The following is a 24,396-nucleotide window of genomic DNA, read 5'->3' on the forward strand; positions in this document are numbered from 1 at the left end:
CATCAGTCCTTTGTGCTGGGTGTTCTGAGCTCGGCCAGCAGGCCGTAGACGGTGGACCGGGACACCCGCAGCGCCCCGGCGACGACCGGGGCGGCGCGGCGCACCGCGAACACCCGGGCCTCGTCCAGGCGGCCGAGGACGGCCAGGCGGTCCTGGCGGGTCATGCGTTCGACGGGGCGGCCCGTCTCACGGACGTAGGAGCCGATCACATGCTGGATGCGCTCGGACCAGTCCTCCTCGAACAAGGGCTCGGGTCGCTCAACGACCGGGGCGCCGAAGGCGGACAGGACCGCCGCGGCCTGTTCCAGCGGGGTGCGGTCGAGGTTGATGCACAGGACCGCCGACGGCCGGTCCTGCGCATCCCGCAGGACCGCGCTGACCGAAGACAGGCGCCGGCCGTCCACCAGCATCTTCGGGTACGGCCCGTACACGTCCTGAGCCGACGGGGCGAGCGCGTCCAGCTCGCCGAGCAGCGAAGGATCTCCCGCCCGGCGGGTGGTCATCGGGTTCCAGATCTGAAGCACCCGGTCGGTTTCCGGATCGTGCAGGACCACCTCGGCATACGGGCCGAGCAGCAGTGCGACGGCCTGGCACACCGGTCCCCACATCCGAAGACGAGGATCGCGGCCGGCTTCTGTTCCACTCATGATTGAACTGTACGTCCAGTTTGGACATAGTGTCCAGAGATCCATGAGGGCTGTTTCCGCGGGCCCGGAAGTGGTCGAAGAGCTGCCTTGTCCGACTGCGCACCGAACGTCGACAGCAGGCCGGAGCACTCGGCGTAGGTAGCTGCTGGGGACTGCGGGCCTGCAGTACGTTCCGGGCGTTGTACTGCGCGATCCGCCCGGCGACGTCGATACGGTCCGCGCCCGCTTCGGGTCCCTGGGCCGTGGGGCCGGGGTCGGCGGCGGCGGGTGGAACGGCCGAACCGCAGGGGGCTTTTTTGCCCTATTCATGGCTCATTTCCGCTATGCGGCCATGGGGTGGGTTCGTCGTGGCTAGCGTCCGGACCGGGTCCGGGCCGGACGGCCCGGACCCGCCGAGCTGAGGAGGACACGTCATGGCTGATGCGGGAACGACCGCCGGGGAGCGGCTGGAGCGGTTGCAGGGGCTGCTGACCGGGTCGCGGAGTGATTCGCGGGTGGGTCGGAACCTGGCGCGGGTGCCGAAGGCGAACGTGTTGTTCGGTGCCGTGCTGCACGCCGCGGACCGGCTGCGGCAGGGCGAGGAACTGACCGATCTGGAGGAAGTGCTGCTGGGCGGGTTGCGGGGCGCTCTGGGGGACGAGGAGGTCAAGGAGTGGGGGCGCGTCTACCGGGAGTCGGTGACCGCGCGCGGGTCGCTGACGGGGGTGCCGGCGGTCATCACCGGGCGTTCCGTGTCCCAGGGGTACGGGTTCGAGGACCTGGAGGAGGATCTGCCGGCGGTGACGGCGGAGTGGACGGCGCAGTCGAACTGGTCCGCGGTCGACCACAAGGCGCTGGCCGCGGGAGCGGACTTCGACAGTGCGGAGTTCGTCGAGGGCATGCGGGAGTGGGGCTGGGCCGTCACCCTGCCCGCGCACCTGGTCGCGAGCGGGGACGACGGGGCGGTCCAGGAGGGGCGGGAGGAGATCGACGCGGCGGCGTATCGCTTCAGGCTGTCGTTCGAGAACTTCCACGTCCACCGCACGGTGGGCGACGGATGGCCCGGTGTCGGGGACGAGATCCGGTGGGTTTCCGCCGGTCAGAGCGACCTGGGGGCACCGGCTGTGCCGTTCCTGTCGCAGGAGTTCGGCAGCGGCTCGGCGGATGCGGGACGCACGCCGGCTTTCCATGTCGGCAGGCACATCGTGTTCGACGCGGGTGCCGAGAACGGTCTGGTCCTGAACGTCACGTGCTGGGAGTGGGACACCGGCGACGGCAACGACGACAGCATCGGCGAGCGGCTGATCCTGCTGAACCGCGATCCCCTATTCAGCCTCATCTGGGGAGCGGTCGCCGAGTTGGCGCCCTCACTCATCGGGCTGCTGATGGACCTCACCTCCCTCGGTATCACCGTCGTCAGCCTGATCGCGAGGAACGACGTCTCCGCCTCCCGCAGCCTCTACCTCGACCGGCACGCCCTGGCCGCGCTCTCCCAGAGCGGAAGCGCCCAGTGGCACTTCAACGGCGACGGCCACCACGAACTCAAGGTCAAGTTCGCAGGGAATCCCATTCCCTACCCCACCGGCACCCTGGAATACGCCGTGCGCACCGGAAGCACCTGGGGTGCGCCGGCCCCGCTGCCCTGGCAGAGCATCACCCCGCCCGCTCTGGCCTCCTACAACGGCAAGCTCTACGCCCTGTTCGTGCGCACCGACACGGCGGTGATGTGGACCCGGATGGAGGCAGACGGCACCTGGAGGACCCCCGAGCGGGTCGGCGGCGACGGCAGTCACTTCGCCCCGGCCGTCACCGCGTTCAACGGCAAGCTCTGGTACGCCGTCACCGGCGGCGGCGGCGCCGTGTACTGGCGGACCTTCACCGAAACCGGCGGCTGGAGCGCCATCACACGGTTCCCGAACTACGGTGCGGCGTCCGGTCCCACCCTGGCCACCCACAACAACATGCTGTGGCTGGTGCACCAGGGCACGAACAACCGCCTGTGGCTCACCCGTCATGCGGGCGGAAGTGCCTGGGCCGGGCCCTTCCTGGACAACCTCGGGTGGAACACCACGAACAGCATCGCGCTGACGTCCTACAGCGGATACATGTGGCGGATGCACACCGCCGACCACGACAACGCCCTCTACCCCGCCAGGTGCTTCGAGAAGCCGACCGGGCCCGAGTGGGACGGACGCGACCCCATCAACGGCTGGCGCACCGACCAGGGACCCGCCCTCGCCACCCACGCCGGAAACATGTGGATCTTCCACCGAGGCCTGGCCGGAGCCCTCTACGCCTCCGTCCACGGCGGCACGAACTGGGGCACCCCCCAGATCGTGGGCGCCGGAGCGATCAAGCCCATGGACGAGGCGGCCGCGGTCTCCCACGACAACAAGCTGTACGTGATGTACCGCAAGGCCTGACCCGGCCAAGACACACCCGCCCTCCCGACCGCCCGGGACCACAGGGTGTGTCACGCGTGGTGCGGGTGGGCACGATCCGGACCGGCCGCACACACGCGGCCCCGTGCGGCACGTCGACAAGGAACACCGATGGCAACAGGCACCGTGAAGTGGTTCAACTCGGAGAAGGGCTTCGGCTTCATCCAGCAGGACGACGGCGGACCCGACGTCTTCGTCCACTTCTCCGCCATCCAGACCACCGGCTTCAAAGAACTCGCCGAAGGCGCCTCCGTCGAGTACGACGTCACCCAAGGCCCCAAGGGACCCCAGGCCGAAAACGTGACACCGCTCCGCTGACCCACACCCACCCTCGACAGGAGCCCCCGACCGGAAGCTTGTGTTCTACTGATCGTCGCAACACCTGGCACATGGGGACGCGATGACCAACGGCGGCGCCTGGCGAGGGCGACCGAAGGCCGAGGAGCGACAGAAGTTCCTCGAACTCGTTCGCCAGGGCATGAGCAATGAGGTAGCTAGTCGCATTGTCGGCATTAACCCCAGGATCGGGCGAGAGTGGCGAAACGGACGCAGTGAGCGTTCGAAAGGTCCCTCGAAACCGGGCAAGAGGACTAGGCCGGCGATCCAGCCCATCACGGGCGAGGGACGAAGGTTCGCCCCGCACCCTCTCCACGGCGAACAAACCGACCCCAAGCCCTAGAAACTGTCCGGCCGATCGCCTGCCGGGGCGGTGGCGCTCACTTCCGCGCGCCACCGCTTCACCGTGGCACGCCGACACCGATCCGCTCGGCCGGCGCCCGCATCCCTTCGGCGAACGCGCCGCGCGTAGCGCAGGCCGGCGCCCGCGTGCTCGGACCGAACTCGCGAACGACATCACTCACTGATCTGAGTGTGTGCCGGTCCTGAGTCGTAGCGGTCGAGGAACGCGTTCGCGGGGAGGTCGAGTGCATGCAGTTTGGAGAACACCTCCGTACCCGCGCCCATCTCCTCGTCGCTGTCGGAGATCCGATATGCCTGCACCATGTCGAGGACTTCGAGGTCGCCCTCCCTGGCGTACTCGGCCGACTCCCGCTCGGCCAGTTCGATGGCCTCGTCGAGGGACCGCGCTCGGAACAGCACGACACGCTCCTCGAAGGGACGGTTTTCCCATGTCAGCCATCTATAGAAGGTTCTGGCGCTGTACCACGCCTTCGGCTCATGCCTCATTGCCGGTCCGCCATCCCGTCGCGCCAAACCGGGATCATTGCAAGGGAAGATCCACTTTCGCAACAGGCCCTGGCCACCCGGTCCTCGCTGCCAGGAACGCCAAGCTCCGCCGGACGAACCGGTCACTGACCGAGAACCTCCGCTTCGCGGCGGCTCAAATCCAGCACCTGGCCGTGGACAACGCCCGCCTGCGCGAGGGCCTGGAAGCCAGCAGCAACGGCCGGGGCCGTCCGGCGGGCTGGGTGTGGGGATATCGAGGTCGGTTTGCCACGGCCGTCAGCTGGTGAAGCTGGCGGTGGCGGACGTGGCGTCGGCGCCGCCCGCGGCTTCGGCCCAGGCGTTCCAGGTGCCGGTGTTGTAGTTGCCGTCGCGTTCGATGAGGCGGTTGGTTTTGGTGGTCGCGAAGACGTGGTTAACACCGTTCGCAGCGGCGCTGGTGACGCGCTTCAGGTTGTCGCCGCCCATGTTGCTCCAGCCGTTCCAGACACCGCCTCGGTCGAAGTCACCGTCGGTGTTGAAGTACTGGCCGGTCAGGCTGATGGCGCCGAGGTGGACCGTGTTTTCAGTCGCTGAGGCGGTGACATCGAGGGCTTTGAATCCGCCAGTGGGGCCGGCGACGCGCCAGCTGCCCCACGCGCCGGCGGCATAGTCGGCGTCGACTTCGAGGACCTGGCCCGTGGCGTCGGTGGCGAAGACGTGATTGACCTGATCGGCGGTGGTGGCACTGGTCACGTGCTTGAGGTTCGTACCTCCGTGATCGCTCCACCCGTTCCACTTTCCGGCCGTGTAGTCGCCGTCGGTGTTGTAGAGGTGTCCGTCCGAGCCGATGGCCACGAGGTGAACGGTGTTGCCGTAGGAGGACGCCGCCAGTGCGGTGAAGGTGGCGGAGTTGTTGATGGCGGGTGCGAACCAGCCCGACCATTTCCCGGACGCGTAATCGCCGTCGTTCTCGTAGATCTTGTTGTCACTGCCGATCGCGAACACCCGGTTCACCGGCCCCGTGCCCGCACTGGTGACCTCCTTGAGCTGCGCGGCCCCCTGGTGGCTCCAGCCACTCCACCCGCCCGCCGCGAAATCACCCTCGGAGTTGAACAGATCCCCGTTCGGCGCGATCCGCCCAAAGTGCACCGTGTTCTTGAGCCGGGGCTGGTCCGGCCGGGCCGGGCCGCCGGTGAACCAGTGTGCCGAGTAGGCCTCGTCCAACGGGGTGAAGAAAGCTTGGGCCAGTTGGGCGTAGCCGGCGTCGTTGGGGTGCAGACCGTCGGACATCTGCGCGGGATGGGTGGCGTCCGCCCGGTTGGTCGGTGTCAGTGCGGGTGCGTCGACGAACCGGAAACGTTTGCCGGCGTGCTGCTTCTCCTGTTCCAGCTGCTTGAGTCGCTGGTTGTACTGCGCTACGGGCTGGGACAGGTCCTGGTAGTTCCATCCGGGGGTTGTCGGAACGAGGCCTTCCATGACGATGGTGACTCCGGGCCGGGCCGCGAAGATCTGGTCGACGAGGGCAGAGGCCTGGTCTGCGGCCTGTCCTGGATCCGTTCCCTGATTGAGATCGTTGATCCCGGCGTGGAGCAGTACGACGTCGGGTTGTGCGGCTGCTAGCCAGCGGTTCGCGCCGGCACGTATGCGCTCGATGGTGTAGCCGGCGTGTCCCTCGTGAGCGGAGTCCGGCAGTGCTCCGTGTTCCAGTGACCCGACGAAGTCGAGCGAGTAGCGGGACTGCTTGGCGGCGAGTTCGTTCAGCGGCAAGCGGTAGCCCGATTCGTAGGAGCTGCCCTGGCCGTAGGTGATCGAGTCACCGAGGGGCATGACGCGGACCACGGGTGTCGAGGGTGTGGCGGACGTGGGAACTGCCCCCAGAACCGGGACGGCGACCGCCGCGGCGAGGAGAGCGGTGGCGCTGGTCAGGATGCCGAGGCGGTGCACGATTTCTCCTTGGGAAAAGCCGTCCTGCCCGGCACGTGGTCGTGCCGGGCAGGACGGGGTGTGTCGCGGGAACCGCGGTCAGGGCGCGCCGTGGGGGTGCCCTGACCTTCCTTTACGTGCCTGGGCCGCGTATCTGCCTGAGCCGGTACGCGGCCCGGAAAGTGGGGGTCAGGCTCCGGGGGTGGCGCTGATCTGCTTGAACCCGGCGGCCGTGCCGATGAGGGAGAAGGAGCTCCACGAGCCGGCGGTGTAGTCGCCGTTCGCGTTGTAGACCCGGTCGTCCGAACCGATCGCGTACAGGTGCACCGTCTTGCCCGCGGGGGTGACGGCGAGCTGCTTGAACCCGGCCGTCCCGCTGACCACGCTGAAGCCGCTCCACGAGCCGGCCGAGTAGTTGCCGTTGTTGTTGTAGACCCGGTCGTCCGAACCGATCGCGTACAGCCGGACCGTGCCCTCGCTCGTCGTCGTCGCGGCGACCTGCTTGAACCCGGAGGTTGCGCTGATCACGTTGTAGCCGCTCCACGAGCCGGTGGAGTAGTTGCCGTTGTTGTTGTAGACCCGGTCGTCCGAACCGATGGCGTACAGCCGGACGGTGTTCCCGGTCGCGGTGGCCGTGATCTTCTTGAATCCGGCAGTGCCGTCCACCAGCTGGAAGCCGCCCCAGTTGCTCTGCCCGTAGTCCCCATCGTTGCTGTAGACGCGGCCGTCGGCGCCGAGGGCGAAGAGACGGACCGTGTTGCCGGTCGCCACGACCGAGATCTGCTGGAAGCCCTGCGTGCCGTCGACGAGCTGGAACCCGGTCCACGTGCCGGTCTTGAAGTTGCCGCGGTCCTCGTAGATCCGGTCGTCGGCACCGATCGCGTAGACGTGCACCTCGTCACCCACCCGGATCGAGGTCGTCTGCTTGAAGCCCTGCGCACCGTCGACCGTGTTGTACCCGTCCCACGTACCCGCCGAGTAATCGGCGTTGTTGCCGTACACCCGGTTGTCCGAACCGACCCCGTACAGGTTCACCGTCGGCGAGACCGCAGGAGCCGCCGGGGCTTCCGGGGTACCCTCCTCGCCGCTGCCCAGCGGGGAGATGTAGGCGGTGATGACCTGGCCGAACGGGGACTGGCCCACGTGCCAGTTGGTGGTGGTGTTCGTCTTGACGGAGTTGCTCTCGTTGCCGCCCGTGATGGTGACGCTGTCGCCGGAGACGGCGGTGACGATGGCGACGTGGTCGTTGACGTAGGTGCCGTCGTTCATGTTGTAGACGACCGCGTCGCCGACGTGCGGGGTGTTCGACCGGGTGCCGTACTTGTTCCCGTAGTCGAGGAAGCTGTTGGCCATGTCGGTCAGCGTCCCCCGGCCGGCCACCCCGGCCTGGGCCCACGCCCAGCCGGCGAAGTCGGCGCACCAGGCGTGCGTGCGCCGGCCGTTGTGGCAGCTGCTGTTCTGGTTCGGGCCGCCAACGTATCCGCCGTGTGCGCAGGGCCCGCTTCCGGTCTCGCCCCTCGCGGCCGAGGCGATGGTCACGCCGATCGTGGCGGCGCTGGCCGGGGCCGCTCCAAGAACGCCCAGCGCGGCGACCGAGATCGCGGAGGTGAGCGCGAACGAGACGGAGCGGCGCAGCGAGGCACGGACGGGCTTGGACATGGTGGTTCCCCCACAGGATGATCGGCGGCGCTCGAACTTCTGTCCAGCGCTTCGAGATCAACTCTGTCCCGGGTCTCTGACCTGCGGAAGTGCGCTCCGCTGGACGCAAACGGCCTTGGACCAAAGGGGCCCGGGCGGGCTGCCGGGACCTCCCGGAAGGATCGCGGGAGGTCCCGGATGCACCGCTGTCAGCCGGGGTCCGAGGGCAGCCAGCCCTGCTGGACCGCGCGGACACCCGCCTCGAAACGGCTGCGTGCGTTGAGCCGGCTCATCAAGTCCGTCGCGATCCGCCGCGCGGTGCGCTGGGAGACACCGAGCCGTTTGGCGATCGCCTCATCCGTGTGTCCTTGGGCGAGGAGGTCGACCGTGGCCGACTCCTGCGGGCTCAGGCCGTGCCCGTCCCGCACGACTGCCTCACCCAGTGCCTGTGCCCCTCCCCAGACGGTCTCGAAGAGTGCGCACAGTGCGGTGAGGGTGCCGTGGCCTGTCAGCACGACCGCTGCGGCACCCGAGTCCTCGCTGTTGACCGGGATGACTGCGGTCGCACGGTCGGTGATGATCATTCGGGTGGGCAGGGACGGGACCGTACGCACCTGGCCGCCGAGCCGGGCCAGCCAGTTCGCATAGTCGACCGTGTTCTGGTCGTTGCGGACGCTGCTCAAATAGACGCTGCGCATCCGCACCCCCCGGCCCAGCAGCTCCTCGTCCAGCGGACGCGATGCGTCGAGCTGTTCCAACGGCTGGGCGCCGCCCGGCAGGAAGGCCATGACCTCCGTGGCGACGTCACGCGTCAGTCGGACGAGCGTGTCGCGAATCGCGTCTATGCCGATGAGTTGTTCGACCCCTGGAGTGGTTGCCGCCGGCCGGATGTCGGCGTACTCGGCGATCAGCTGTGCAGCCACACTCCGCGACGATTCCAGGCGCAGCTGCTGCGCCGCCAGCTCGGCCTGCTGGCGGGCCATCAGGACCTCCATGCCAATGTCCGGAGAGACGGCCCGCAGGCCCCCCTCCCGTTCTGCCGACGGCCGTACGAGGGCCAGTTCACTCAACGTGTCGAGAGCGTCCCGCACCTCCTCCTCGGTCCTGCCCACCCGCGCGACGAGTTCGGCGACGCCGCCCGTCGGATCAGCCAGCATCGCGCGGTAGACCGCCTCCGCCACCGTGTCGAGTCCCAATGCGGTCAGCATCCTTGAAATCCCCCCTGAAAATTGACGAGCCCCACCCCTTTTCGATCATGCTGCCACGGCCGGGGACCCCGGGCGCGCAAGAGGCCCGCCCGTACCAGGGGCGGACGCAAGAGGTCAGGGCCCGAACGGGCCACATGCAGATGCCTGACAAGGGAGTTGGGGGTTGGAAGAGTCGACTCCATGTATCTCGTCCACGCCGGCCTGCGCGCACCGCGCGATGCCTCCGCTCCCGCGGACCTGCGCTCACTGATCCTTTCCCGCCTCGGCCCGGACGACGGGGCCGAGCACGTCAGTGTCCATCCGCTCGCCCGGCCGGATCCCGTGGTCGGCGTGTACCTGCGCGCGGGCAGCCTCGTAGAGGCGGAGGAACATGCGGCCGGCCTGATCCGCCTGCTGCTCTCACGCTGCCCTGAGCTCGCCGACTGGACTCCGTTGAAGGTGGAAGTGCCCTTCATCGCCCCGGCGTTCGAGACCCGCCCTCCCTCCTGCGAGGCCTCCAAGCCTCTGCTGGACTGATTCGTCCAAAGCCGCTTCGGGCCACCGAATGCCCTTCCACCCCCTCTGACCAGCGACGAAAGTAGTTCTCGCCAGCTGGGACCAGCTCCCGGCGGGCCAGGACCGGACAGCGCCACCGCGGGACGCAGGCCGGTTGAGGACACCAATCCGTCGCTCGAACCGTCAGAAGAGGACACCCCCATGCTCCGCACCCGTACTGCCCAGGCCGCCGCGGTCATGGCCCTTGCCGCCCTCACCGCCCTCGGTGTCGACGCCGCCGCCGGCCAGGCCGACGGTACGGGCCGGCTGGTCGCCGCCGCTCCCGCCGCCGCGCAGGCCGGAGCCTCCACGGACTCCATGGGCTGGTCGTAGGACCGCGGCTTCCGCCCCCGTCAGTGCGCCCTGCACGCACACGCCGAACCACCGAACCACCGAACCACCGAACCGAGGTATCTCCATGTCTGCAACCGTCCGTCCCCGCACGAAAATCGCCGCACTGGCCGGGCTGTCCCTGGCCGGACTCGTCCTCTCCCTGGCCTCCGCAGGTACGGCGAGCGCCGCCTCCGTCGCGACCTGGGACAAGGTCGCCCACTGCGAGTCGACGGACAACTGGAGCACCAACACGGGCAACGACTACTACGGCGGCCTCCAGATATCCAAGCCGACGTGGGACGCCTACGGCGGACAGAAGTACGCCGCCTACCCGCACCAGGCCACCAAGCAGCAGCAGGTCCTGATAGCCGAGAAAATCCTCGCGGGTCAGGGCGCCGGAGCCTGGGGCACCTGCGGTGCGGCCGCGGGCCTCGCCGCAGACCACGCCGACCCCTACCCGGACACCGATCCGGCGGCTCCTGCAGTCTTTTCGAAGGTCCACCTGTACGGGGTCGGTTCGGACAACCGGGTGTACGGCAACAACGCCGATTACTCGGCGGGTACGTGGGACGGGTACAACACGGTCGACGGTGCGCAGGGCTTCAAGCAGACGACCTCGATCCGGGTGGGTGACGAGGTGCACGTCTACGCGATCGGTGCCGACGACCGGATCTACGAGGACCGCGGCAACTTCAAGACCGGCACGTGGACCGGGTTCCAGCTCGTCGACGGCACGCAGGGCTTCCAGCAGATCTCGGTCGTGGCGACCGGCAACACGGTCCGTCTCTTCGCCCTCGGCGCCGACGGCCGCGTCTACGGGAAGAGCGCCGACTACGCCCAGGGGAGCTGGACCACCCTTCAGCTGGTGGACTCCACTGCCGGATTCAAGAAGATCACGGCCACCGCGACCGGGAACACCGTCCGGCTGTATGTGATCGGTTCGGACGACCGGGTCTACAACGCGAACGGCAACTACACCGCCGGGTCGTGGAGCTCCTTCTCCCTCATCGGCACCACCTCCGGGTTCAAGCAGGTCGCCGCGACGACGACGAGCGAGGGCACGGTCCGGCTGTACGCGATCGGTTCGGACGACCGGGTCTACAACAACAACGGCAACTACTCGGCCGGCTCGTGGAGCGGCTTCAGCGTGGTCAGCGGGACGGCCGGGTTCAAGCAGCTCGCCGTCACCCCCGCGGGCAAGACGGTGCACCTGTACGCGATCGGTTCGGACGACCGGGTCTACAACGCGAACGGCGACTACACCGCCGGCTCGTGGAGCTCCTTCTCCCTCATCGGCACGGCCGCCGGGTTCAAGCAGATCAGCGCCACCCCCGGAGCCTGACCCCCACTCGGGTGTGCGGTGGCCGGCCCGTACGCTGTCGGCTGGGCCGGCTCCCGGGCCTCACCCAGCCCCTTCCTTACCCTCGGGCTCGCTGGGGGACCCTCAAGGTGGTCCGGCGTCCCCGGCCGCTCGCAGGTGTGCTGCCAGGCCCGGGAGAACGGTCTTCACCCTATGCCAAGGCCGCAGCGCCGCACCACGCCCCAGACAACAACCACGTGTTCAACCCAACCGACGCCCGAACCGCGCAACCGACCGAGACCGTCTCGGACACAGCGAGAACTCCCGGCTGCCTCTCAGCGCAAATGGCGAAGCTCCCGCAGTCCGTAGTCCGGTGGCAGCCATCCCTTCTTCCGCCGTTCGATGGTCTTCCGGGTATGGGGAGGCGGGTACGGGCAGCCCTGCATCAGATCGGGTTCAGCTCCGGCCAACGAGAGCCGGTAGTGAGCAGTGCACACGGGCCAAATCGTCTTCTCCGGCCACTTCACGCTCGGTGTCTTCCCGCGCCGGCCACGACGTGGCTTGGGGCGCGGCGGCTGGGGTGGGCGGAGCCTGCAGCTCTCGGCGAAGGCCATCAGGGATGGCAGTCCCTCGCTTCTCAGCGGATCGCGGATCGCGGATCGCGGATCGCGGATCGCGGATCGCGGATCGCGGATCGCGGAAGAGTGGCCCGCTGGTGCCGGCCCCGAGGCGCCGGAGCAAGGCTGCTGCCCTCAGCAGGGGGCGGGCCCAGAGGGGGACGGAGTGGGTCATAGAGCCTCTGCGCAGACCGTGGTCGTGGAGCGTGATCGTGGAGGCGTCCGGGCCAAGGTCGCGGACGTGCGCGGTATTGAGCTGGGTGGTGGCAGCGGCGGTGAACGTGGCCGTGGCGAGCTCGGCCACCAGATACGGGTGCGCCGTTGCGTGGTGGAGCCGCCAGGCGACCTCGGTCTCGGTGGACGGCGGCATCACCGGCGGGAAGAAGTCCCGGTCCGCCGCCGTCGGCGAGGCACACCGGCAAGGGTCGGTCGCGTCGTCAAGAGCCTTGAGGGTGGTCAGCGCGGGCAGGCTGATCCAGCGGTTCGCCAGTGCCCGCGCTGCCCGGACCCTCTGGTGCTCCAGGGTGGCCGGCTCCGCCTCGGGCAGCAGTGCGCGGACTTCGGCGATGCCGTGTTCCACCTGCCGCAGTTCACGCTCCAGGAACGCCCGCATCGCCCGGTGGTTGCAGACAAGGATCAGGCGCACCCCGGTCCGCCGACGCAAGGCCAGGAGACCAACAAGGACGGCGGCGGCGCCGGCATGAGCCCGGCGATCCGGATGGAGTACGACGACCACCGCGGGGTGACGAGCACCGGGTCGAGCGCGGAGTCCATCAAGTGGCGGGCCGACAGCGTGCGCTGATCGACGCCGGCCGGTGGGACCTCGCGATGAAGATGGACATCGACGAGATCCGGGAGTTGTACGGAGACAAGTACGACACGCACATCGCGGAATGGAGAGCCTCAAGGTGAACAAGAAGTTCCAGAAGATGCTCGAGAAGCGGGAGTGGACAATAGACTACGAAGTGCTTAAGTGGACAATCGGAGAAGCAGTATGGATCTGCTCCTGACGCCGCCGACCGCCGCTGGACCCGTGCACCTCGGCAGTACGTATGAAGAGGCGGTGGCCGCGCTGCAGCCCTGGGGTGAGCCCCGGGTCGTCGGCCCGACCTCCCGGCGCGCGCGTCGGCTCATGGGCGATGTCGACGGGGTCGGTTACACGGTCTTCTTCGATGCGGAGGACCGTGTGACGGCCGTTGAGCTGTGGTGGCCCGGCGAGGGCCGCCGGAGTACCACGCGCGTCCTCCTGGACGGCCACGACGTCTTCGCAGACCCCGCCGACACAATCCTCGCGGAGCTGACCGGGCACGGCGCCACCGTGGACACCGAGGACCCGGAGAACATCGTGGTCCCGGGCGTCTCGCTGGGCTTCACCCGCCAGACCTCCCAGGAAGTGCCCCGCGGGCCGCAAGGCCTGCCCGTCTCCTTCACCTCGGTCCTCGTCGCGGGCAAGGGCTACTACGTCTTCCGCGACGCGCAGTAGCAAGGCGGGCGGTCGGCACGCCTGGCTGTCCTCCTGCACCTCGCCTTCCGAAACCGTGAACCTCTCAGCCACCACATCCAGACGGCCGACCCACGCTTCTTCGACCGACAGAACCCCCAGGCCGATCCGCGGCGACTCGGTCGTCGAGGCGCCCGGAGGGCGAACAACAGGACGGCCGCTACCGAACCGGTGGCGGCCGTCCTGTCGCGTATGAGCAGCCTCAGCGGCTTCCGTCGGATGAGGGGTCAGGCGCCGATGCCGACGGCAGAGACATACGCGTAGGCGGCGTAGTCGGAGTCGAGGTCGGTGATGACGTCATCCCAGATCTCGTCCACCATCGCCCCGCCCCGAGCGGCCCACGCGCTGACGAGGTCCGGCCAGATGTACCGAACCGTGATCGAGCGGTCGCTGAGGGAGCGGCTGTATCTGGTGTCGACGTGGCTCTGGTCGACCGGGTAGATCTCCATCCGGCAGCCACGGCCGTCGTTGTCGAGGTGGCGGACCAGCCAGCCGGAGCGGATCAGGTTCTCCCGCCGGCGCCACCAGTACGCCGCGTCGATCCGCTCCCGGGACGCCGGGGACGGCGTCGCCTTCCCGCGGGTCCAGGAGCGCAGGGAACGGGGCGTCACGCCCTGTTCGGCCAGGGCCTCGCGGCCGGCGGGGCTGTCAACGTCTCCATCGCAAAAACCGCCTCCGCAACACCCCCACAGCAATACGGGGTGCTGGCATAAGCCTGGCCTCCTGGCCCGGAGATCAGTCACTGTCGCTTGGCAAGCTCTTGTAGCAGTCGATTTCATCCTTAGGCGTATCTGCGGGCATCGGCTGATGGTCGTTGCGAAAAAGCAAACTCCCACCCGGCCCGAGCGCTTCAAAATCTGCCACATTCTTACGGCTGATTACGATACAAATCTCTTTCACAATCGGCGGTCGACCACCGGATCGGTGAACTGAAAGCAGTCCCTGATACTTCTCCTTCTTGAATTTCCAACCTTCAGCATTGAATCGCATCGTCGGCTGCTGAGGCTTCTCGTAAGGTACCAGGACTGGGGTGGGGTCAGAAGTCTGCCGGTACGTCAACTTACCTTCGACAACAGTCCACTGCCCGGATTCATCCCAGAAGAAATGCGGCACAATCTTCTCTTCTGGCGGCGGATTCAACGCAAGAAGCACATTGGTGATCACCTCAACTTCTTGGGTCTGCTCCTTGGCCGTGATGGTGGGCTGCACGTACAGGCGGGCACTCTTCCCTTGCGATACGCGCACGACATGAGGCATCGCTACATCGATGTCAGGGCTTGACTGAAGTGTCACAAGGTTGAAAACAGCAATACCCAGCGCAACCAAACCGGTCACCGTCGTGGCCCACAAATGAAGGTGGTCGAATCGATTTCTACCATGACTCTCAACGGACACGGCAGCAGTATGCCGCTCACCGCCATGCAAGCGCAGGCGCACCGCCGCCTATGACGTCAGTTGCTTCGTACGAGAGGCGACTGGACGACTCGTACGTCCGCCGAGAAGGCCGCTACTGGAGGACCACGGAGCCAGCCGTTGGCCCCGGCGAGTACGCGCTCACCTCGTTGCATCCTCAACCGGCACCTCATCCCGCCCCGGTGGAAAGTACGGCAACCCATAAGCAGTCTCCACTTCACATGCTTCCTCGGGGGTTGCTGCCGCCCGCGTCACGGCCTGCGGAAGAAGAGTTGAATTTATCTTTAGGGCCTTCCTCGAAGGCGCCCCAGTGAGGCGTACAGCCCTTTACCTGGGCCGCTCTATCCTGTAGACTGACGGTACGTCACAACGTAGCCCCACTGAGGCTCTTGATAAATAAATAGAGAAAAGAGATTTCCCCCATGGAAATTATTGTTGGATTTGTACAGTTCGCTTACTACGTCCTGTCGTCTGCCTACTACATCGTCAGCCTGTGGTCACGTTTCCGGCACTAGAAGCGTCGCCACGGCAGAGGCCTCATCCATACGGAGGGGCCATTTTTGTTGCCCGGATCCAGCAGTACCCCCTCTGAGGCCGCGCCGACGAGCGCCACGCATGTCCGTCGAGGCAGGTGTGATCCTGGGTCTCACGTCCACAGGACCGCCTCGGAGGCCACGGCCTGCAGAACCCCAGGAACGTCCGACCAAGCCAGCCCAAACGGGTGAATTGAGGGCTTCGGACCCTTTGAAGTTATATAATTTCCGCTAGGGTTGTTCTCACCGGGGCGGCCAACAGGCCGCAGGTCCGGTCCCCTTGGGGGTTCGAATGTCCGCTCTGACGTCCGGTACGGCGGCGGTCATCCCCAGTAGTGACGAGCGGCTGATCCGCACGGCCGAGGAGAACGACTGGCAGGCTTCCGCCGTGTTCGGCGCGGCCGGCTCGAAGGGCCGGACCGCGGACGTGTGGGTCGTGGGGCTGGAGGCTTACACGACCACAGGGGAGGTGTCCCTGCTCCTGCACTGGGAGCGCGGTCCCCAGGGGTTCCGGTACGTGGCCAAGGAGTCCCGGGGTGTGCGGGACGGCGTGCAGCTGACGGACATGCAGCTCAAGGCCGTGAAGGCTCTGGTGGAGGAGCCGGAGGTGACGGAGCCGTTCGCGTTCGGCGAGTGCGGGTGTGAGGACCCGGAGGAGGTCGACGACCCGCGGGTGTGCATCGAGCACGCGTACTGCCCGGAGCGGTTCGACGCGCGGTGCGGGTGAGGCTCTCAGGTGACCCGGAACCACGAGCTTGTGGGGTGGGGCGAGGACGGCGGTACCGGTGGCCGGTACAGCCTCCGGGTGGAGCCCGTGGAGGGTCAGGTGGAACTCACGCTGGCGGACGCGATCCCGGCCGAGGTGCGCACGGCGGTCGTCCCGGGGATGCCGGAGCCGGTCGACGTCGGCGACTGCGGCGTCCAGGTGGCGGCCGGCTTCAACGGCTTCTGTGACGCGTACGGGGTCCGCCTGTACCTCGTGGGCACCCGTCGGGACGGCCGGCTCATGTGCGCCGAACACGCCGCCGAGCGCGCCGGAGTCCCGGTGGACGCGCTGCCCGTGCTCGCCATGGATGCCGAGGAGCGGGAGTACGCGGCGGACTGCATCGAGGACAACCGCCGGCACCGGATGCTGCGTGGTGCCGAGGAGTGGGCGGAGGCGCGCGAGCGGGAGGGGCGTTCGATCTCGCACGCGTTCGAGGGGTGGGCGGAGGAGAACTGGACGGGTGACGACTACGCGGCGGCGTACGTCGCGTGGCTGCACGCCACCGGGCGCGCTGCGGACCCCGTCCACGCGTGGGCGGTCACGGGGCCGGTCGACCGGGTGCAGCAGGCCGAGGTGCGGCTGGAGGCCGCGCGTGGCCGGCTGGCGACCGCGCAGGCTCTGCACGTCTCCGCGCAGCGATACGGCCGGGAGACGGCGATGCGCGAGGCGTTGGAGCGGCTGCACACCGCGCACGCCGTGGTTGCGGCCGCTGCTGCGGAGGAAGCGGTGCGCGCGGAGGAGTCGGTGCCGGCCGCTCCGGCCGCCGTGCCCGCGACGATCGGGGCGACGGGCCGCTACCGCTTCGGTCTGCCCACGGGTGAGCTCGGCGGCCGCGTCGTGCACGTCGACGGACACGCGGCCGGCCGCGTCCGGAAGTCGGGGCGTCACTGGTACGTGATCGCCCCCGGACGGGACGCTCGGCCCACCGAACAGCGGACCGCGAGGCCGCGGCCGCCCACCTCGTACGGTACGCCGACGAGCGCGCGGCCGAGACGCGCCACCGCATCCGGGCCGAGCGCGCCACGGCCGCCGCCCACCACACCGCCCCGTGCGCGGTCGCCATCGCGCCTGTGACGGTCCCGGACCGTCACCACGGTCGGACCGTCGCCGAGTGGAAGGACGGCGGACGGACACGCGGTGCGTGCCGTGCGCGCAGGACGGACGGTTCAGGCCGTGCGCGTCGCGCTGGAGGGGCCGGCCGTCCGGTGGACTCCCCCGCAGACCGTCACCTGGACCTGGAGGATCTGGGCGCACACGGTCAGAGGCCCGGTGCGTGCCTTTGGGCCGGTCCAGGACGGGGGCGAGGTCGGTACGGATGCGTGCGGATCTCCGACGCCCGCCTCGGCACACCGTGCGCCTGGACCGCGTCCGCGCGCACTGGGGCGACATGCTGCGGGTGGCCGGCTCCCTGACAGTTGGCGAGGTCCGCGGCCACGGCCTGATCCGCATGCTCTCCCCCGGCCCCTTGGCGTTCCCGTTGCGCACGTGGGCCGCGGCTGCCTGGTTCGCCGGCCGCTTCGGCTGACGGCGGCCCGTACCGGGCCGTTGGGGTGATTTGTCCGTCACTCCTGAGGGTGGAACACAGCGGTCCAGTGGGCGCAGCCCCGGCCCGCCGCGGCCCCGTCCCGGCCCGGTGTCCCAGAAAGCTGGGGCACCCGAGGAACCGACGGACGGAAGTGGTTCGCGCATGTCCCAGCACTCCCCACGGCGCCGGGCCGGGCGCGCCGGCGCCGTCGGCGCCGCCGCCTTGGCGCTCGTACTCGGACTGCCCACGGCGGCCACGGCCGCTCCGGGCGATCTGGACTCCGCCTTCAGCGGCGACGGCAGGGTCGTCACGGATGTGACCGGCTACGAGAACGTCTCGGGCATGGCCGTCCAGCCCGACGGCAAGATCATCACGGTGGGTGACGGCTACTTCGACGAGACCGGCGGCGACTTCGTGCTGGTGCGCTACAACGCGGACGGCAGCCTGGACACGACCTTCGGCGGCGACGGCATCGTCAACACCGACTTCGACTTCAACAACGACGAGGCCAGGGCCTTGGCCCTGCAACCCGACGGCAAGATCATCGCGGTCGGCGGGTCCACCTCGATCGCCGGCTACGGTGACTGGGTGGCCGCCCGCTACAACCCCGACGGCAGCCTCGACCCGACCTTCGGCACCGGCGGCAGGGCGGTCACCGACATCGACCCGGACGCGATCGAGACCGCCATGACCGTGGCCGTGCGGCCCGACGGCCGCATCGTGGCGGCCGGCCAGAGCTTCGCGAGCTGGGTCGTGGTCCGTTGGAACGCCAACGGTTCCCTGGACCCGGCCTTCGACGGCGACGGCAAGGCCGTCACGACCTTCCCGGGCGGAACCTTCGCCTCGGCCGCCGACCTGGCCCTCCAGCCCGACGGCCGGGTCGTCGTCGCCGGAGCCGGCCCCGGCGGCGTCACGCTCGCCCGCTACAACACCGACGGCAGTCTCGACCCCACCTTCGACGGCGACGGTCGGGCGGCCCCCGGCTTCGGGGTCAGGGCCCGGGGCGTGGCCCTGCAGTCGGACGGCCGGATCGTCGTCGCGACCGGCGATGACAATGTCTTCGGGCTGGCGCGGTTCACCGCCGGAGGCTCCGTGGACCCGACGTTCGGCAGCGCCGGCCGGGTCACCACCAGCTTCGGACCGGACATCGCCGACGCCGCGGACGTCGCCCTGCAGTCCGACGGCCGGATCGTCGTCGCGGGCCGGTACGCGGGCGACTGGGCGCTGGCCCGGTACAACACCAACGGCGCCGCGGACACTTCCTTCGACGGCGACGGCCGGCTGACGACCGACTTCGGCGGCCCCTCCGAGCAGGCCTCCCAAGTGGCCCTGCAGTCCGACGGGAAGATCGTCGCCGGCGGGGTCGTCGGCCAGGCCAACAGCCTCGCCGCCGACCGCGGCGTGGCCCGCTACCTCGGCGGTGGCGGCACCACGCCCCCGCCGCCGTCGGCGGACCTGTCCGTCACCAAGTCCGGTACGACGACGGTGAGCATCGGCGACCAGGCGACGTACACGGTGCGGGTGACCAACGCGGCGTCCTCCACGGCGACCGCGACGGGCGTCTCCCTGACCGACTCCCTCTCCGGAGCCGGCGGCACCCTGATCTCGGCCGTGCCCTCCCAGGGCGCCTGCACCACCACCGCGACGGGTGCGACCTGCGCCCTGGGCAGCCTGGCCCCCGGCGCGAGCGCCACGGTCACCGTGACCGCCGAACCGCGCACGACCGGCACCCTGCGGGACACCGCGTCCGTGACGGGCTCCCCGCAGGACCCGAACACCGGCGACAACAGCGCCACCGCCACCACCTCGGTCAACAACGCCCGGGGCTGCACGATCGTCGGCACGTCCGGCACCGACACCCTCACCGGTGGCTACGGCAACGACGTCATCTGCGCGCTCTCCGGCAACGACACCGTGCGTGCGGGCTACGGCAACGACACCGTCCACGGCGGCCCGGGCAACGACAACCTCGACGGCGGCTTCGGTGACGACACCATGAACGGCGACCGCGGCAACGACGTCCTCACCGGCTACTACGGCAACGACCGCCTGACCACCACCGACGGCGTGAGCGCCAACGACACCGCCAACGGCGGCTCCGGCTCCGACACCTGCACCACCGACAGCGGCGACACCCGCATCAGCTGCCCCTGACGGACAGCCGACCGCGCACCCCCAACAGCGCCGGCCGGGCGAAACCCCGGCCGGCGCCGGGGCGCAGCCCCGCCGGGCCTGCGGGCCATGACGGGTCAGGAGGCGAGGGCCCACACACCGCAGGACGGCCCCTCCTGGTTGATCCTTTCGCGGCGGGGTAGCCGAACCCCATGGCCCTCGACAACACCTCCACCCCCACCACGACCGGTTACGTACAGCCCGACATCGACGTCCAGGCACTGTCCGCCGTGCTCGACGGCGAGTACGCGGAGATCCGGCGTCTCGTACGGAACAACCTGTCCAGGTACGCCTCCATTCTCGAAGAGGCCGAGGAACTCGGCCTCGACGCGTTCCGCGAGCGGGTGCGGGAGGTCGTGGTCGAGATGGCCGCAACAGGGCAGACCGGTATGGGGTTCCCGGCCTCCTACGGCGGTGGCGACGACGTCGGTGCCTCGATCGCCGCGTTCGAGACGCTGGCCTTCGGCGACCTGTCGGTCCTGGTGAAGGTCGGCGTTCAGTTCGGTCTCTTCGGCGGCGCGATCCTGCACCTCGGCACCCGGCGCCATCACGACGCCCATCTGCCCAGGCTGATCACGGGCGAGCTGATGGGCTGCTTCGCGATGACCGAGACGGGGCACGGCTCCAACGTCCAGGCGCTCGGCACGGTCGCCCGGTACGACGCCGAACGCCAGGAGTTCGTCCTCACCACGCCCGGTGACGAGGCGCGCAAGGACTACATCGGCAATGCGGCCCGGCACGCCGAGCTGGCGGTCGTCTTCGCCCAGCTGGAGGTGGCCGGGGAGTCCCACGGCGTGCACGCCTTCGTCGTACCCGTCCGGGTCGGCGGAGAGCCCGCGCCCGGCGTCCGTATCGAGGACGACGGACGCAAGATGGGGCTCAACGGCGTGGACAACGGCCGGATCCGGTTCGACGACGTGCGGGTGCCGCGCGAGGCGCTCCTCAACAGGTTCGCCGACGTCAGCCCGGAGGGCGTCTACGAGAGCTCGATCGACAACCCCCACCGGCGGTTCTTCACGATGCTCGGCACGCTGGTGCAGGGCCGGGTCAGCGTCGGCGGGGCCAGCATCAGCGTCTCCAAGGTGGCCCTGTCGGTCGCCACCAGGTACGCCGTGCGGCGGCGGCAGTTCTCGGCGGCCTCGGACACCGAGGAACAGGTGTTGCTCGACTACGGCCTGCATCAGCGGCGGTTGCTGCCGCTGATCGCCCGGACGTACGCGCTGCACTTCGCCCAGGACGTGGTCCGCTCACAGCTGCACGACGTCTTCTCCGGCATCACGGACGACGCCGAGGAGCGGCGCCGCCTGGAGTCCCGCGCCGCGGGGCTGAAGGCGCTCGCGACCTGGCACGCCACCCGGGTCGTCCAGGAGTGCCGCGAAGCCTGCGGCGGCGCCGGATACCTCGCGGTCAACCGGTTCGCCGCGCTCAAGGCCGACAGCGACGTCTTCACCACCTTCGAAGGCGACAACCACGTCCTTCTGCAGCTCGTCGCCAAGGGGCTGCTCACCGATCAGGCGAGCGCGTTCGAGGACCTCGACCAGGCGGGCATGGTCCGCTTCGTCACCGGTCTCGCCGTCGAAACGCTCCTGGAGCGGACCTCCGTCCACAAGCTGCTCGAACGTGTACGCGATCTGCTGCCCGGCGGCGACGAATGGGACCGGGAAGCCGGACTGCTCGACTCCGACTACCAGCTCGCCATGGTCCGCTTCCGGGAAGAGCACATGCTGGCCGGCCTGGCCCGCCGGATCAAGAGCGGGACCGACCAGAAGCGCGACCCGGGTGCGGTCTTCTCACAGGTGCAGGACCACGTCGTCGCGCTCGCCCGCGCCCACGTCGAGCGGCTGGTGACGGAGGCGTTCGTGGAGAAGGTACGCGCGATGCCCGAGGGCGACGAGAAGGTCGCGCTGGCCTTGCTGTGCGATCTGTTCGCCCTCTCGACGATCGAGGCGGACCGGGCCTGGTTCATGGAGCACGGTCGACTGACCGTGCAGCGCTCGAAGGCGATCAGCCGCGAGGTGAACGACCTGTGCCGCAAGGTCCGGCCGCTCGCGCTCGACCTGGTCGACGCCTGGGACATCCCGCCCGAGATGCTGCGCGCGCCCGATCTTCTGGGTTGAGGCCGGCGGGCCCACGTTGCTACGGCGTGCCGGCCCGCCGGTTCACCTGCTGCCCGGCACGCGGACGGCTTCCACGATCAGATCGCGGGGAGGACCGTACGGGCCCACTCCGGGCGCCGGCCGGCGGAGTCCTGTACGTACGCGGCGGCCTCGTCGATGACCTCGGTGATGCCCTCGCCGCCCTCGCCGCCCTGGTCCTCGATCCGGACGCCGATGCCGGTCAGCAGGTCGGAGATCATCCCAAGCACGCCGGCGGACCGGTTGCGGTCGTCGTAGAGGGCATGGAGGACGGCGGCCTGGTCCTCGTGGTCGGCGGTGTCGCCGGGCACGTTCTCGCGCAGCGCTTGCAGACCGAGGCGGATGGGGGCGACGGCGGTGGTGGTCGGCGCTCACCGGTGGGACGCCTTCACCGCCGCGACCAGGGCGCCTCCACCTGGGCAGTGGTCGTAGCCGGCCCGGCTCCCGCCTCGGATACCGTGTTCCTCTACGGGGTGCCATAACGGATGTGACGCCCCCCACCGGAGGTAGTCAGCGTATGAGTTCAAAGCGCAGCAAGAATCCAGCCCTGCCCGTACTTGACGACGCATTCCGACTCGCGTCGGTCAAGGACGCCGAGGAGTCCACCCGTGACTTGGCCGCCCGGCTGGCCACCACCGAGCTGCGCCGCGTTTCCCACCCGGGCCGGGTCACCTGGGAGCCCACCGATCAGGCCGAGCCCGTACCGGTCCCGCCGACTGTGGTCGACGGTGACGGGGACCTGTGGCTGCGGGACCGGGGCAATGGCACCTGGACCATGCCCGAGTTCAACCCGAAGGAGTTCCCGGCCCGCTGTGGCGAGGTTCTGACGTGGAACCAGCTTGCCCGCGAGTTCGGCCCTCTTACCGCACTGGCCGACGACCGCCGCATCGGCGGCGGCCGGCGCTGACCGCGCAGCCTTCTGGGATTCCCTGAAGCGCCCGTTACGGGTATGGGAGCTCCAGCTCACCGCCGAGCTCGACGATGGCGGCGAGCAGGTGAGCGTGATGGTGGCGTGCGACGGCCTCGAGCTGCGTGGTGCGGGCCTGGCGCCACCCGATGTCCTCGGTGCGGCCGGCGTCGGTGGACCAGCCGGGTAGCGGTCGGTCTTCAGCCGCTCGGCAGCCGCGCGTTCCTTGACGGTCGTGGGGATGGCGGCCAGGGCCTCAGCCGAGCGGTGAGGTTTGTCGGCCAGGTCGAAGGAGGCCCGGCGGCGGGTGGGGCCCGGCGTGTGCGGGAGGATCGCTTCGTGACCACTCTCATCCCGCCTCCCGGGCCCGACCGACATGGTCAGTGAGGTGGCCCTCCTGTGGGCCGCGCACCACCCCGGGCCGTTCCCCGACGTGCCGTTTGATCACAGACACGATCTGGCGTACCTGGATTTCGACATGGCCGGCTGCGTCATGACCTACCTCAGGAACGATGATGTTCCCGGCCCGGGCGCCGTCGAGGTTCTCCGGGACTGCAGCGTGACACTCGACAACAACAACGACCGCAACGGCTGCCGCACCGCTACCCCATAGCCTGCGGCGGGCAACGGTGTCAGCATTCTCCGGTCGGACCCCCTTGATGCCTCTTGGCCGAGCCGCCCAGCCATCGGATTTCCCTGGGGCGTGAGAAGGTGCAGGTTCTTATCAGCGGTGGATCTTGGCTAGTTCGGCGTTGAACTGGGCACCGATGAGCAGGGCGAGGTTGGACAGCCAGACCCACACCAGGAAGACGACGATCCCGGCGAGGGAGCCGTACAGCCGATTGTAGGATCCGACCTGCGAGGCATAGAGGGCGAAGCCGGCGGAGGCGGCGAGCCACAGGGTTATGGCCAGAGCGTCTCCCAGAAGTCTTTGCCGCACGCCGCGCGTCTGGGCCGGGCCCGAGCGGAACAACACCAGCACCAGGACGGCGACCAGGCCCAGCAGGAGTGGCCACTTCAGTACGTTCCACGCGGTGCCGGCCATGCTGTCCATGCCCACGATCCGGCCGAGGGCGGGGGCCGCTTCGGCGGTCAGGATGAGCACCAGGGCGCTGGTGACCAGGAGCGCCAGCAATACCAGAGCGGTGATCACCAGTCGTGGTGCGGTCCTCCATGCGGGGCGGAGGTCCTCGACGCCGTGCATGGCGTGCAGGGCTCGGCGGAAGACTCCCAGGTAGCTGGAGGAGGACCACAGAGCGCCGATCGTGCCGAAGACCGCCAGTACCCAGGCAGCTGTGCGCTGGTCGGCCATGCTCCTGAGCGTGCTGTGCATGACCGGGCGTGACTCGGCCGGGACAACAGCGATCACATTGCTGATGAGGCTCTCTGTGGCCGAGGGGCCGGCGATCCCGATCAGCGAGACCGTGACCAGGAGGGTGGGGAAAAGCGCGAGCACCGCGTAATAAGTGAGCGCGGCGGCGCAGTCCGTCAGATTGTCGTTCCACACCGATGCCGGTGTCCGCCGCAGCCCGGTGCCGATGTCATGCCGGCCGGGCAGGTTACGCGCATACGTCGTGGCGGCAGGCGGTGTGCAGGAGGCGGTGCTCCGGAGCCGGCCGATGGGGTGCAGCCGGCACCGTCCGGCTTCAGCGCAGGTGTC

General features: G+C 69.0%; 25 protein-coding genes. 15 read left to right on the forward strand and 10 right to left on the reverse strand.

The window, feature by feature from the left end; genetic code table 11:
- Window positions 1–2: 2 nt before the first annotated feature.
- Window positions 3–647: a helix-turn-helix transcriptional regulator gene (locus OG624_RS00140; RefSeq protein ID WP_371586889.1), complete on the reverse strand. Its 645-nt coding sequence runs from the start codon at window positions 645–647 to the stop codon at window positions 3–5.
- 413 nt (window positions 648–1,060) lie between these two features.
- On the opposite strand from OG624_RS00140, the gene OG624_RS00145 reads away from it, so the two are divergent.
- Both OG624_RS00145 and OG624_RS00150 read left to right on the forward strand, forming a co-directional pair.
- Window positions 1,061–3,049, forward strand: coding sequence for a hypothetical protein (locus OG624_RS00145; RefSeq protein ID WP_371586891.1), 1,989 nt, complete (start codon window positions 1,061–1,063; stop codon window positions 3,047–3,049).
- A gap of 129 nt (window positions 3,050–3,178) precedes the next feature.
- Window positions 3,179–3,385, forward strand: a complete 207-nt coding sequence (locus OG624_RS00150) for a cold-shock protein (protein WP_371586892.1) — start codon at window positions 3,179–3,181, stop codon at window positions 3,383–3,385.
- Window positions 3,386–3,919: 534 nt separating this feature from the next.
- Here the strand turns inward: OG624_RS00150 and OG624_RS00155 are convergent.
- From OG624_RS00155 to OG624_RS00170, 4 genes are all read right to left on the reverse strand, one after another.
- A complete protein-coding gene (locus OG624_RS00155) occupies window positions 3,920–4,165 on the reverse strand; it encodes a hypothetical protein (protein ID WP_371586893.1) in 246 nt (81 codons plus the stop codon).
- Window positions 4,166–4,528: 363 nt separating this feature from the next.
- Window positions 4,529–6,175, reverse strand: coding sequence for a GDSL-type esterase/lipase family protein (locus OG624_RS00160; RefSeq protein WP_051764066.1), 1,647 nt, complete (start codon window positions 6,173–6,175; stop codon window positions 4,529–4,531).
- Window positions 6,176–6,343: 168 nt separating this feature from the next.
- Window positions 6,344–7,813, reverse strand: a complete 1,470-nt coding sequence (locus OG624_RS00165; protein WP_371638825.1) for a CHAP domain-containing protein — start codon at window positions 7,811–7,813, stop codon at window positions 6,344–6,346.
- Window positions 7,814–8,001: 188 nt separating this feature from the next.
- Entirely contained in the window at window positions 8,002–9,000 is a 999-nt protein-coding gene (locus OG624_RS00170) for a LuxR C-terminal-related transcriptional regulator (protein WP_371586896.1), read from the reverse strand.
- 180 nt (window positions 9,001–9,180) lie between these two features.
- Here OG624_RS00170 and OG624_RS00175 point away from each other — a divergent pair, with 180 nt between their 5' ends.
- The 3 genes from OG624_RS00175 (at window position 9,181) to OG624_RS00185 (ending at window position 11,209) form a co-directional block, all read left to right on the forward strand.
- The gene (locus OG624_RS00175; protein ID WP_051764069.1) at window positions 9,181–9,516 is read left to right on the forward strand and encodes a hypothetical protein; all 336 of its coding nucleotides are present in this window, start codon (window positions 9,181–9,183) and stop codon (window positions 9,514–9,516) included.
- Between the two features lie 180 nt (window positions 9,517–9,696).
- Window positions 9,697–9,867: a hypothetical protein gene (locus OG624_RS00180; RefSeq protein WP_158712023.1), complete on the forward strand. Its 171-nt coding sequence runs from the start codon at window positions 9,697–9,699 to the stop codon at window positions 9,865–9,867.
- Window positions 9,868–9,952: 85 nt separating this feature from the next.
- On the forward strand, window positions 9,953–11,209 hold the full coding sequence (locus OG624_RS00185) for a transglycosylase family protein (RefSeq protein ID WP_371586897.1): 1,257 nt from the start codon (window positions 9,953–9,955) through the stop codon (window positions 11,207–11,209).
- 414 nt (window positions 11,210–11,623) lie between these two features.
- Here OG624_RS00185 and OG624_RS00190 read toward each other — a convergent pair whose 3' ends face one another.
- Complete coding sequence (locus tag OG624_RS00190) at window positions 11,624–12,397, reverse strand: hypothetical protein (RefSeq protein ID WP_371638826.1); 774 nt, start codon at window positions 12,395–12,397, stop codon at window positions 11,624–11,626.
- Between the two features lie 6 nt (window positions 12,398–12,403).
- Here OG624_RS00190 and OG624_RS00195 point away from each other — a divergent pair, with 6 nt between their 5' ends.
- The 3 genes from OG624_RS00195 to OG624_RS00205 all read left to right on the forward strand — a co-directional run bounded on the left by OG624_RS00195 (window position 12,404) and on the right by OG624_RS00205 (window position 13,267).
- A complete protein-coding gene (locus OG624_RS00195; RefSeq protein WP_158711979.1) occupies window positions 12,404–12,586 on the forward strand; it encodes a hypothetical protein in 183 nt (60 codons plus the stop codon).
- On the forward strand, window positions 12,562–12,696 hold the full coding sequence (locus OG624_RS00200; RefSeq protein WP_371586900.1) for a hypothetical protein: 135 nt from the start codon (window positions 12,562–12,564) through the stop codon (window positions 12,694–12,696). The genes OG624_RS00195 and OG624_RS00200 overlap by 25 nt, the downstream gene beginning before the upstream one ends.
- A gap of 82 nt (window positions 12,697–12,778) precedes the next feature.
- Complete coding sequence (locus tag OG624_RS00205) at window positions 12,779–13,267, forward strand: hypothetical protein (RefSeq protein WP_371586901.1); 489 nt, start codon at window positions 12,779–12,781, stop codon at window positions 13,265–13,267.
- 245 nt (window positions 13,268–13,512) lie between these two features.
- Here the strand turns inward: OG624_RS00205 and OG624_RS00210 are convergent, their stop codons facing one another.
- The gene (locus OG624_RS00210) at window positions 13,513–13,896 is read right to left on the reverse strand and encodes a hypothetical protein (RefSeq protein ID WP_051763961.1); all 384 of its coding nucleotides are present in this window, start codon (window positions 13,894–13,896) and stop codon (window positions 13,513–13,515) included.
- A gap of 124 nt (window positions 13,897–14,020) precedes the next feature.
- A complete protein-coding gene (locus OG624_RS00215) occupies window positions 14,021–14,680 on the reverse strand; it encodes a hypothetical protein (RefSeq protein ID WP_158711978.1) in 660 nt (219 codons plus the stop codon).
- Between the two features lie 843 nt (window positions 14,681–15,523).
- Between OG624_RS00215 and OG624_RS00220 the strand changes: the two genes are divergently transcribed.
- From OG624_RS00220 to OG624_RS00240, 5 genes are all read left to right on the forward strand, one after another.
- Entirely contained in the window at window positions 15,524–15,958 is a 435-nt protein-coding gene (locus OG624_RS00220) for a hypothetical protein (RefSeq protein ID WP_033226288.1), read from the forward strand.
- 99 nt (window positions 15,959–16,057) lie between these two features.
- Window positions 16,058–17,071, forward strand: coding sequence for a hypothetical protein (locus OG624_RS00225; protein ID WP_371638827.1), 1,014 nt, complete (start codon window positions 16,058–16,060; stop codon window positions 17,069–17,071).
- Between the two features lie 241 nt (window positions 17,072–17,312).
- Window positions 17,313–17,522: a Tn3 family transposase gene (locus tag OG624_RS00230; protein ID WP_106971554.1), complete on the forward strand. Its 210-nt coding sequence runs from the start codon at window positions 17,313–17,315 to the stop codon at window positions 17,520–17,522.
- Between the two features lie 162 nt (window positions 17,523–17,684).
- Complete coding sequence (locus OG624_RS00235; protein ID WP_371638828.1) at window positions 17,685–19,676, forward strand: calcium-binding protein; 1,992 nt, start codon at window positions 17,685–17,687, stop codon at window positions 19,674–19,676.
- 170 nt (window positions 19,677–19,846) lie between these two features.
- Window positions 19,847–21,811 (forward strand): acyl-CoA dehydrogenase family protein, encoded by a 1,965-nt coding sequence (locus tag OG624_RS00240; protein ID WP_371638829.1) that lies wholly within the window; start codon window positions 19,847–19,849, stop codon window positions 21,809–21,811.
- A 77-nt stretch (window positions 21,812–21,888) separates the two neighbouring features.
- Here OG624_RS00240 and OG624_RS00245 read toward each other — a convergent pair whose 3' ends face one another.
- Window positions 21,889–22,140, reverse strand: coding sequence for a hypothetical protein (locus OG624_RS00245; RefSeq protein ID WP_371638830.1), 252 nt, complete (start codon window positions 22,138–22,140; stop codon window positions 21,889–21,891).
- A 206-nt stretch (window positions 22,141–22,346) separates the two neighbouring features.
- On the opposite strand from OG624_RS00245, the gene OG624_RS00250 reads away from it, so the two are divergent.
- Together OG624_RS00250 and OG624_RS00255 are read left to right on the forward strand one after the other, a co-directional pair.
- The gene (locus OG624_RS00250; protein ID WP_033226282.1) at window positions 22,347–22,736 is read left to right on the forward strand and encodes a hypothetical protein; all 390 of its coding nucleotides are present in this window, start codon (window positions 22,347–22,349) and stop codon (window positions 22,734–22,736) included.
- A 388-nt stretch (window positions 22,737–23,124) separates the two neighbouring features.
- Window positions 23,125–23,349, forward strand: coding sequence for a hypothetical protein (locus tag OG624_RS00255; RefSeq protein ID WP_158711976.1), 225 nt, complete (start codon window positions 23,125–23,127; stop codon window positions 23,347–23,349).
- A gap of 111 nt (window positions 23,350–23,460) precedes the next feature.
- Here the strand turns inward: OG624_RS00255 and OG624_RS00260 are convergent, their stop codons facing one another.
- Window positions 23,461–24,243 carry a YihY/virulence factor BrkB family protein gene (locus OG624_RS00260; RefSeq protein ID WP_244291017.1) on the reverse strand — a complete coding sequence of 261 codons (783 nt, stop codon included), beginning with the start codon at window positions 24,241–24,243 and terminating at the stop codon, window positions 23,461–23,463.
- Between the last annotated feature and the right edge of the window lie 153 nt (window positions 24,244–24,396).

This window comes from Streptomyces virginiae (assembly GCF_041432505.1).
Lineage (GTDB): Bacteria > Actinomycetota > Actinomycetes > Streptomycetales > Streptomycetaceae > Streptomyces > Streptomyces virginiae_A.